Annotated in this window: 10 protein-coding genes; 4 read left to right on the top strand and 6 right to left on the bottom strand. The window is 61.9% G+C overall.

Annotated elements, in window-relative coordinates:
• Positions 1-271: 271 nt before the first annotated feature.
• Together C0617_RS11495 and C0617_RS11490 are read left to right on the top strand one after the other, a co-directional pair.
• A complete protein-coding gene (locus C0617_RS11495; protein WP_291317170.1) occupies positions 272-928 on the top strand; it encodes a cytochrome c3 family protein in 657 nt (218 codons plus the stop codon).
• A gap of 222 nt (positions 929-1,150) precedes the next feature.
• A complete protein-coding gene (locus C0617_RS11490; RefSeq protein ID WP_291317169.1) occupies positions 1,151-1,351 on the top strand; it encodes a GSU3473 family protein in 201 nt (66 codons plus the stop codon).
• A gap of 36 nt (positions 1,352-1,387) precedes the next feature.
• Here the strand turns inward: C0617_RS11490 and C0617_RS11485 are convergent, their stop codons facing one another.
• On the bottom strand, positions 1,388-1,918 hold the full coding sequence (locus C0617_RS11485; protein WP_291317168.1) for a TrmH family RNA methyltransferase: 531 nt from the start codon (positions 1,916-1,918) through the stop codon (positions 1,388-1,390).
• Positions 1,919-2,076: 158 nt separating this feature from the next.
• Between C0617_RS11485 and C0617_RS11480 the strand changes: the two genes are divergently transcribed.
• Positions 2,077-2,529, top strand: a complete 453-nt coding sequence (locus C0617_RS11480) for an NUDIX pyrophosphatase (RefSeq protein ID WP_291317167.1) — start codon at positions 2,077-2,079, stop codon at positions 2,527-2,529.
• Positions 2,522-3,388, top strand: coding sequence for a translation initiation factor eIF-2B (locus C0617_RS11475; RefSeq protein WP_291317166.1), 867 nt, complete (start codon positions 2,522-2,524; stop codon positions 3,386-3,388). Before C0617_RS11480 ends, C0617_RS11475 begins: the two co-directional genes overlap by 8 nt.
• A gap of 373 nt (positions 3,389-3,761) precedes the next feature.
• Here the strand turns inward: C0617_RS11475 and C0617_RS11470 are convergent, their stop codons facing one another.
• The 5 genes from C0617_RS11470 to C0617_RS11450 all read right to left on the bottom strand — a co-directional run bounded on the left by C0617_RS11470 (position 3,762) and on the right by C0617_RS11450 (position 9,719).
• Positions 3,762-4,643 carry a class I SAM-dependent methyltransferase gene (locus C0617_RS11470; RefSeq protein WP_291317165.1) on the bottom strand — a complete coding sequence of 294 codons (882 nt, stop codon included), beginning with the start codon at positions 4,641-4,643 and terminating at the stop codon, positions 3,762-3,764.
• Between the two features lie 318 nt (positions 4,644-4,961).
• The gene (locus tag C0617_RS11465) at positions 4,962-6,692 is read right to left on the bottom strand and encodes a hypothetical protein (protein ID WP_291317164.1); all 1,731 of its coding nucleotides are present in this window, start codon (positions 6,690-6,692) and stop codon (positions 4,962-4,964) included.
• Positions 6,693-6,857: 165 nt separating this feature from the next.
• On the bottom strand, positions 6,858-7,265 hold the full coding sequence (locus C0617_RS11460) for a hypothetical protein (protein ID WP_291317163.1): 408 nt from the start codon (positions 7,263-7,265) through the stop codon (positions 6,858-6,860).
• Positions 7,266-7,279: 14 nt separating this feature from the next.
• Positions 7,280-8,905: a hypothetical protein gene (locus tag C0617_RS11455; RefSeq protein ID WP_291317162.1), complete on the bottom strand. Its 1,626-nt coding sequence runs from the start codon at positions 8,903-8,905 to the stop codon at positions 7,280-7,282.
• Complete coding sequence (locus tag C0617_RS11450) at positions 8,895-9,719, bottom strand: thrombospondin type 3 repeat-containing protein (protein ID WP_291317161.1); 825 nt, start codon at positions 9,717-9,719, stop codon at positions 8,895-8,897. Before C0617_RS11450 ends, C0617_RS11455 begins: the two co-directional genes overlap by 11 nt.
• Between the last annotated feature and the right edge of the window lie 218 nt (positions 9,720-9,937).

The raw sequence follows: 9,937 nt of genomic DNA, 5'->3' as shown, positions 1-9,937 counted from the left end.
AGGTTCGGCCCGCGGGCATAAGACCCGGGCGCGCCGCCGTCAGAGAATCGCCATTGTCATCAAGAATAACAGGCCTTTGCGAAAGGTGCGCGGAGACATGGTATTTTCATGGTTAAAGAAGAGAGTCTTTGGATAGGGAAGCGGCGGGGGCCGGAGGCGGGCTCGGCTTCTTTGGACCAAATGAGGCCCGGATGCTCCCCCTCTGGAGAATGACACATTTGCTGGTAAACTCATTTCTCACAGAAAAAAACGAACACGGAAAGGAGAAGGTATGAGAAGCAAAGCGTGGTTGGCAATGGCATGCGCCGTCTTGCTCATGACGGCCTGCGGCAAACAGGAGGAGGCCCCCGCGGAGAAGACGGCGGGCGCGCCCTCGATGACCGAGAAGATGATGGAGAAGACCAAAAGCGCCGCGGCGAAGGCCGAAGAAGCCGCGGGGATGGCCGCCGAAAAGGTGACCGAGGCTGCGAAGAGCGCCGGGGAGAAAATCGGGGAGACGACCGAGGCGGCCAAGGAGACAATGGCCGGGATGATGGAGGGCACCTCCGAGCAGGCCCAGGGCAAAGAGAACCTGGAAGAGCTGTTTGAAGGCGGCGCCGCAGGGACCGCCGTCTCCCAGACCGTCACCACGACCGAGAAGACCGTGACTGCGGCGGCCGAGCAGGCGGGCGCGGAAGTCTCCACGACGGTGTCCAAGGTCGCCGTGGCGGCCGAGGCCCCGGAAATGATGACCCTCGAAAACAAGATGGGGGCCGTCTCCCTCCCCCACAAGACCCATGCCGATGCCTACGGCTGCCAGACCTTCCACGGCGCCGGCGAACCGGGCCATTTCGAACTGGAAAAAGACAAAGCCCACGAACTCTGCAAGGGCTGCCACAAGAAGGAGGGCAAAGGTCCCACCGGCTGCAAGGACTGCCACAAGAAGTAACTCTCCCGGTACCGGAGCCTCGACAGGGCCCCCTCGGGGGCCCTTTTTCGGGTCTGCGGGAAAGGCGCCTCCCCCCCAAGCCCTTTTCCCTTCGGCCTGCGACCCATAAAAAGCCCTGCCCGCGTTTTGTCAAGCGAAAAAACGTTTCGCCCGTCTTGCAAGGCCCGCAGGATATGGTTGGCTATATAGGAATGAAATCCCTCAGGACATGAGGTAACCGCGATGCGAATTTCTGTCGTTTTCAAAAACGGGGAAAAGGGCTCGATCGAGCCCAAGGACCTCGAGAATCTGGTCGATTTCGGACTCATCGACAGGTTCAAACGCTCGGACGGGTGGGTCCAGGTCGGCCGGGACCCGCTGCGCGGGGTGAGGGGAATGTTTTTTCAGGGCAAGGAGAGGCGCGAGGGCGATTACCACCAGTGAAGCCTCAACCCGCCCCACCGCCTCAGGAGACCGGGCTCACGGCCCCGTCCCTCTCTGACGAAGATACTCGTACATGACGATAGACGCGGCGATGCTCACGTTGAGGCTCTGCACCCTCCCGAACTGAGGGATGGACAGGCGGCGCAAACAGGGGTAATCGGTCGGTTCGAAGCTGAACCCGAACTCCTCGTTGCCGAGAACGAAGGCGCTCTTTTCAGGCAGCTCGAAGGCGCCGAGCACGTCGGGGCACCCCGGATCGAGAACGAACAGATCGTACCCCTCGGACCGGAGGCTGTCTTGGCACGGACGGAAATCGTCGTGGAAACGGGCCGGAACCTTGCGGAAGGAGCCCTTGGCCGGCGCCGGGTCGAAGGGGCCGATGTTGACCAGGTGGACCTCTCTGGCACCGAACGCCTCGGCGCTGCGAAAGATCTTGGGGACGTTGAAGCCCGGCTTGAGGTTGTCGAGCACCAGGACGAAATCGTGGGCGCCGGGCCGGGCCAACAGGTTGCGCTGGCGCTCCTTGTTGTAGCGCTGCAACATGTGCTTTCGGGACTCTCTTCTCACTTCCACGCCTCCTTCCCTCGGCTTCGGGCCGGGCGCCCTAAAATACAACGTCCCGTCACCCCAGGCAAAGGCAAATCGTTTTCGCTCTCCCCGAAAGGCCGGACTCATTTCCCCGTCGCCGGGGCGCCCCCGGCCTGAACAAAGAACAGGAGAGTTCCTTGACCCTTCCCAGGGCCGTCCCGGCCGAGATGGAAAGACGGGCGGTGGTGACCGCCTTCCTGCGACACGACGGCAGGATCCTGCTCCTGCGGCGAAGCGACCGGGTCGGCAGCTACCGGGGCCGTTGGGCCGGGGTGAGCGGCTTTCTGGAAGACCCCACGGCCCTCGCCCAGGCCCTGAGAGAAATCCGCGAGGAGACCGGCCTGCCCGCCGACAGGCTCCGCCTGGCGAGGGCGGGAGCCCCCCTCGAGGTGCTCGACCGAAAGTTGGAGGTGTGCTGGATCGTCCACCCCTTCCTGTTCGACCTGGACGACGCATCGGGGCTCCGCCTCGACTGGGAGCACGTGGAATCGTGCTGGGTGAGGCCGGAAGAGGTGAAGAGCTTCGAGACCGTGCCGGCCCTGGCCGAGGCCCTGTCGGCCTGCCTGGAAGTGGGAGAGACCGATGGCTAAGAGCGAGTTCGAGAGGCGATGCGTCGAGCTGGCCGTCGACCGCACCCGGGGGGCCAGCGAGCTCGCCCGCTTCTGCCTCAAGGCCCTCTGCGACAGCGCCCTGCAGAACCCGGCGGGCGCCCCGCCGGATCTGCGCCGCCTCCTGCGGGAGCAGGCCGCCGCCCTGGCTGCCGCCCGGCCGAGCATGGCCCCCATCGACAACCTGCTTTCGCGCTGGCTAAGGGACCTCGACGCCCTTCCGGAAGAAGACCTGGCGGCTCTCCGCCAGGGCGCCTCCGAGGCCGCGAACAGACTCTGCCGGATCTCGAGGGTCGCGGTGGAGAGGGCGGCGGCGCACGCCGCCAGGCTGATCGGAGCGGGGAAAACCGTTCTTTCCCACAGCCTCAGTTCCACGGTCCTGACGGTCTTCGCACGACTCGGGGAGGAGGGCGTCACGGCGGTGATCAGCGAGTCGCGCCCCCTCTGCGAGGGGCACAAACTGGCCGAGTCTCTCTGCGGGTGGGGCATCCCCGTGACCCTGGTGACCGACGCCCAGCTCGGCCTCTTCGCCGGACAGGCCGACCTCGCCCTGGTGGGAGCCGACAGCCTGCTCGCCGACGGCTCGGTGGTCAACAAGGCCGGAACCTACCCCCTCGCCCTGGCCGCCCGGGATCAGGGCATCCCCTTCTACGTCTGCTGCGAGAGTTTCAAGCGCCACGAATCCACCACGGACCCGCCGCCCCTGGAGGAGATGGACCCCGCCGAACTCGACGCCCCGGAGCGCCCCGGGCTGACGGTGCGCAACATCTACTTCGACATCACCCCCGCCCGCCTCGTCAGCGCCTGGATCGACGAAAACGGGGTGCGCCGGGGGGAATAGCCGACATGCCTTATCGAACATGGTGGCATCCGCCTTCGACTCCCCCTGGTCCAGCGCGCGCTGCCATGCGAAGTAAGCCGAAACCGATCCCTTGGACCGGGGCCGCGTCCTGACTGAGATGGTTGGCAATTGGGTAGAGTTTCTTCAAGGTGAAGATGAAGTGGAAAAGACCCGCCACATCCTTCAAGGGCCCCGGACAGGGCGCCCGGCTGGAAGTGAAAGGTTTATTCTGGAGGTGGAAACGTTGGTCGGGAATTCCCTACGGCCGATGTCCCACGGTCGGCCTCGCAAAATTTAAATCGTTATTGTGCCTCCGGGATACCTCCGGCGGTACACTTTTGACTAGAATCTGCCTTGTGCCCTCTGAATGCCCCTATTTGATATTTTCCTTTTGCATAAAAAGGGTGACACAGGAAACATATTTCAAAAACATGAAAAGACCATAATCTGCAAAGGTGTTATTTTTGTCATACGTGCGTCTGGGATTAAGTCCAACCATAGACCTTAGCTTCTGTAAATAAAAATTCTTAGTATACTTAAAAGAAGTTCTCATCTTGTATTTTCTGCCCAAGCGCAAACATTTTGCAGTGCTCGGGTAATTTGTATAATTGACAAGATAGTCTGCATAAGATTCAGAGAGCCTCGTCAGGGACATGTTTTTTTCCAATAAATCTGGGAAATGCCTTATCGCCTTAACCCTAATAAAAAACCTTATGAAACTCTTTAGCAACTCGTAATTTTTAATTCTATGGGCTAAAGGAACCAGTATATGACACTCAACAAAACAACTACTCAATGGGAATAAGTGGGCAGAGAACCCTCCAGGCTTTAAGGTTCTAGCTACTTCTGAAAACAAAAAGTCATGATCATGAACATGTTCCAAGACCTGATTGGATAAAATCAAATCAAAATAATCATCTTCGTAGGGCCAACGCTCTGAATTAGATATTGTTGTAATTCTTTCACCCCAAGGAACACTCGGTCCGAAAGAACTCAGCTTCCCAATGACACCATTGAGATAATCATTTTTTTTTGCTCCATGCTCAAAAACGTCAAAGCCATACAACTCTACATTTTTGTTTGGGTATTTTGCTTCGAAACTCAAGTAGAGATAACTAACAAGGTCTCCATTACCACAACCTACATCCAAAATCCTTATGGTTTTCTGTTCTTCTTTAATTGAAAGACAACTGTTTGCAACACCCAAGAGATGGTCATGTGTTACGCTTTTTGCTTTCAATTTTAATCCCTGCATCGCCTTCTCCATTTAAAAAATATAAATCACTTCTTTCATTTCAATAATAAAAACGACTTAAACACGGGCCCATGATGATTTGCCCTGCGCTGACCGCCCAAATATAATCAGATACTAGCAGGGCAACCCGACAACTCAAGAAACTTTATAAAAAAAATTTCACAATTCGCCCAACATGAAAACCACAAGGCCCTCATGGGGGGTTAAGCATCAGAAAAAACACGCCCCTTTCCTATTCAGGTCAGGGGCAACACGGGTGCTGCGAGCCATACGGCTCATCTCCGATCAATACTCAGCCAGCGAGGAGGCTGTTCGCTGCTACGGGTGCGACACGCCCGGGTGATAAACGAGGGTCAGCCTGCAGTAGTAAGGCACTTCGTAGCCCCAGTCGTCGTCGGGGCGGCCGGCATCGACGAAGTTGAAATCGCCGAGGCTGAGATAGAACTTGCCTTCCCAGGCATCCCCCACCCAGAATTGGTCACCGGAACCGGCCGCGGGCGTGAAAAGATTCAGCGGCGCCACCGCCGTATCGCTGTCGCCGGCGCTGGCGAAGAAGCCGTCCGAATCGCCCGCCCGGTCGACCAGGATGCGGTTGTCGTTGTGGTCGCGGTAGACCTTCCAGACGTATTCCACAGGCGACCCCGCGCCGCCGACGTACAACTCCACCTGCAGGTCGTAATACCAGTCGCTGTCGGCGGGAACGCCCTGTTGATAGAGGGGCCCCAGGTCGAGCTCGAACCAGTCCTGATCGCCCTGGTAGTCGATGTAGCCGCCGATCCAGGGGAACGCGATCGTGGTCAGGCCGCCTGCGGCCGAGCGGGTGATGCCGGGGGAGGGGTTGGGCCCGTTGAAATCGAGCAGCGCGGTATTGACGGCGTATTCCTTCTGCAGCAGGGAATTGTGTTCAAGGCGCACATGGGCGTCGCCGGGGTTGCTCCCTTCCGAGGCTTCATCGTAGTAGACGGCCCCGGCCGGGGCGCCGGGATCGGCCGGCAGGGCCGAAGGGATGTCGACCAGGTTGCCCCGGATATAGTAGGGCACCAGGCCGTCGCCCTCGTCGCCCTGGGCGTCCGAGACCTTGAAAAAGTAGGTGACGGGGCCGACCGGGCTCCCGGCCGGCAGCAGGATGCTGGTTTTGAGTTCGGTGGGGCCGTCCTCACCGTTGCTGTCGTAGACCTTCTCGATCAGGTCGTCGCGCAGGATGCTGACCGCGTAGTCGGCCAGGGACGGCTCCTCGGTCTCCATGAACATCTCCAGCACCCGGGGGTTGCCGTTGTCGGTATCGAGGTAGTACCAGTCGTCATCGCCGCGGTAGGCGATCTTGGCCTCTGTCCAGCCGTTCTCGGGGGTACTGGCCGGGGCGAGGGCCTGGGCGGTGTTGATGCTGTCGTTGCCGGCGCCGGCCTCGGCGGGGTCGTCGACGTCGAGGACCTGCACCGACAGCTCGTAGGGCGCCGCCGCCTCGACGGCCTGCCCTTCGGCGCTTTGGACGCTCAGGAAGTGATCGCCGCCGCCAGCCAGGATCTCGGTCCTGTAGGTGGCCGAGCCGCCGAGGTAGTCGTGCACCAGGAGCACCTCGCCGAATACGTCTTCGAGCTGGATCTGGTACCGGAAGGCGCTGCCGGCCCCGCCGTCGTCGAAGCTGATCTCGAGGACCTGCAGCCCGCTGGCCGGAATCCCCGCCAGGGGCAGGTGGTACCAGTCCTGGTCGCCGGCGTATTCGAGGGCGCCGCTGCCGAGATAGCTCTGCAGGGCGGCATCGAAGGAGAGGACGGTCGCCTCGCCGCGGTTGTCGTCGGCGCCCGCTTCGGCCGCCGCTGCCGTCTGCACGGCGATGTGGTAGTTGGAGGAGGTGTCGTAGTCGTCGCGGCCGAAATCCTCGATCAGCACGTAGTAGTCGCCGGCGGCCAGGCAGGGAAGGAGCCGGTACTTGCTCTTCTGGCCGTAATCGCTCATCACCAGCGCCCCGTCCCCGTCGTAGATCTCGATCTTCAGATCGACGTCGGTGCCGCCGGCAAAGGGGGTGTAATCGACGGTCACCGCGTACACGCCGTCGGCGCCGGCGACAAAGGTGTAGCAGTCGACGTCGCCGACATGGCCGATGTTGCCGTCGTAGCCGCTGCCGGGGTCATCGACCGCCAGGAAACTTGCGCTGGCGAAGTTCTCGTCCCCGTCGCCGCCCTGGAGATAGTCGAGGGAAAGGTAGTAGGGATGCTACGAGGCTTCGTAGTCGAGCAGGTCGCGCACCGCGATGAGGAGATCCTTGGGCGTGTCGATGTACAGGTTCAGGGCGAGGTCCGCCGGCAGCTGGCTCCCCTCCGGGGCGTGGTCGCCGTAGATCCGGACCCTGTTCCCCTCCCCGTCCACCTCGTAGGCGGTCACCAGCAGATCGACGTCCGGGCGGAAGGTGTTGGAGGAGCACCTGACCTGGAGCACGTTGTTCGCCTCGACGGCCCGGTAGCGGTACCAGTCGACCTCGCCGACCTCGGCGATGGCGCCCGAGACCTCCGAACCGAGGGAGAGGGTCTTGGCCCCCGAGGCGTCCCCCTCCGGGTCGCCGCCTGAGCAGGCGGAGAGCAGCACCAGGCAGAATCCCCAAATCAAAGCGCGGCTTCTTTTCATCAGATCACCCTCTTTCATGGCATCAGTTCAAAATCGGCAGGGGTCAGGACGATGTTCCGACCCTCGTCGTTCATGTTCACCACGATCTCCGCCATGCGGAAGACGGGCGGGGAGTCGGGGTTGTCCTCCGGCACCTCGGCGACGTAGAACCGCAGCCGGTTGTCCCCCTCCGGCCGGAGGACGACGCCCTCCTCGTCCTCGAAGCCGGCGGTGTCCATGATGTCGATGTTGGAGATGTGGAAGTTGTACTCGCGCACGTAGGAGGGCATGGAGGAGCCCTGCTCGATGGGGACCAGCCCGTTGTCGACGATGTCGTAGTTGTAGCTGTAGCGCTCCCTGATCTTCGGATCGTTGGACAGAACGTTGGTGTGGCGCTGCACCTCGAGCCAGTCCTCGGAGCCGTCGAAATCGCTGTCGGTGGTGTACTGAACCTCCAGGGGGTTGGTGCCGGTCAGAAACTCGATGCCGTCGGGAATGCCGTCCCGGTCGGTGTCGACGATGCGCCGGTTGGTCCCCTTCACGTACTCCTCGCAGTCGGTCAGGCCGTCGTCGTCGGTGTCGGGCCATACCCCGCCCGGCGCCAGGTCGCAGGGGCTGTCCTGCACCAGGGGGTCGAGCTCGTGCCCCGGGGAACTCATCTTGACCTCGAAATAGTCCCCGAGGCCGTCGCCGTCGCTGTCGGCCAGGTTCGGGTCGCTGCCGTAGAGCACCTCCTCCTCGTCCGGCAGGCCGTCCCCGTCGCTGTCGACGTGGACCAGCTCCACGCCCGGGCGCACGTTGAAGTTGTAGGCGAGCAGGTACTTGATCTTGTACTCGACGGTCAGGCGCATGTCGACGATGTTGATGAAGTCGACGCTCTCGGCGTTGTCGAAGCGCCGGAACTGGCCGTTGCCCCGGTCGGCCATCCCCTCCAGGGTCGCCTCGGCGAGGGACTGGGCCTGCTGGCCCTCGGAGGTGGGGGGAAACATGCCGAGGAGCAAAAAGGTGTGAAAATTGAAGCCGCCGACGCCGCTCTCTTCGACCATCTCGGCGATGTCGCTGGCGCCGTTCCAGATGTCGGCGTCGGGCTGGCGGCCGCCCTGGACGTTGGACATGCCGTCGCTCAGGAAGACGACGATGTACTTGGTCCGGATCAGGTTCTCCTCGTCGTCGGTGTTGCGGATATCCCGCGCGATGTCGCCGTAGACAGCGTCGAGGGTCCCGAGGTAGTCGGTCATGGTGTCGTTGTAGGCGCCGTCCAGGACCCGGTTGATCTCCGCCGGATCCTTGGTGAACCCTCCGTGGCCGTCGGCGGTGCGGGTGCGGGAGAAGACGTCGTTGTTCCAGAGCATGACCTCGAAAGAGGTGTTCTCGTTGCTGTTGTACTCGTTGATGAAGTTGCGGACCGCCTCGATGCGCAGGAAGTAGGGGTCGGAGCCGGCGAGCTGTCCGTTGATCTCATCGCCCATGCTCAGGGAGCAGTCGATGGCGAACAGCACCTTGACCGGGAACCGGATCTCGTCGGGGCTCTCGGTGATGAATGTCCCCTGGAGGGCGAGCTTGCTGCGCGCCTGGGTCCGCTCCAGGTCGCCCTCGGAGCAGCCGGAACCGAGCAGCAGCAGGGGCAGGATCAGCAAAAAGCAGAGGTGTCTATATCCCATCGCACGCGTCTCCCAGCCCGTTGCGGTCGGCGTCGGCCTGACCGGCATTGGCAATGACGGGACAGTTGTCGCAGGCGTCGCCCACCCCGTCGTCATCGATATCGGTGTTCTGGTAGGTGTGGAGGTTGGGGCAGAGGTCGCGTTCGCCCCCGCCGCTCTCCAAAAAGCCGTCGTTGTCCAGGTCGTCGTCGCAGGAATCGCCGAGGACGTCGCCGATCATGTAGAAGTCGCTGTTCTCCTGGCCCGGGTTGTAGACCTTGCTGCAGTTGTCGACCCGGTCGGGGACGCCGTCGTTGTCGTCGTCCTCGTCGCAGACGTCGCCGACGCCGTCGCCGTCGTAATCGGCCAGGGTGGGGTCGTGGACGGCGACGCAGTTGTCGTCAACGTTGGGCGCCCCGTCGCCGTCCAGATCCATGTCGCAGGCATCGCCCAGGCCGTCGCCGTCGATGTCGGTCTGCAGGTTGTTGGCCACGCCCGGGCAGTTGTCGCAGGCGTCGCCGTGGTCGTCGCCGTCGCCGTTTTCGCTCTGGTCGTTGGGGGTGAAGGGGCAACTGTCGCGGGTATCGACGATGCCGTCGGCGTCGATATCCTCCTGCAGGGAGAACTTGGGGCCGAGGTCGTAGTTGACGATGATCGGTCCGCCCCCGCCCCCCCCGCCGCCGGCGCCCCCGGCCGGAGGCGCGCCGCACAGGGCGTCGGGACATTCGTCGAACCACGCGTTGGGATCGAAATCCTCGCCCAGGGCGGCGCTGCCGCCGCCGAGGGTCAGGGCGGAAAAGAGCAGAATTGTCGCGGGAAGCTTGGTTCCCATCATGGCACCCCCTGTCAATAGGTCATTCTAGTGTGGCACTTCGCTGTCGTTGAATTCAGTCGTTCTGCATCGTCTGCTGGACGGGCAAAGCTAAATCAGAATCGGCCTCACGCCCGTTCGCCTTCGCTCATATATGGTCTCCCCCCGCTTTGCAAGGGCTTGTGAACTGAATGACAGGGACAGGATTGCTGCCGTATATCCGGCCTCTCTGTGAGAGAACT

The sequence above is a fragment of the Desulfuromonas sp. genome, from assembly GCF_002868845.1.
Taxonomy (GTDB): Bacteria; Desulfobacterota; Desulfuromonadia; order Desulfuromonadales; family BM501; genus BM501.
This window is presented reverse-complemented; position numbering and strand designations above follow the sequence as displayed.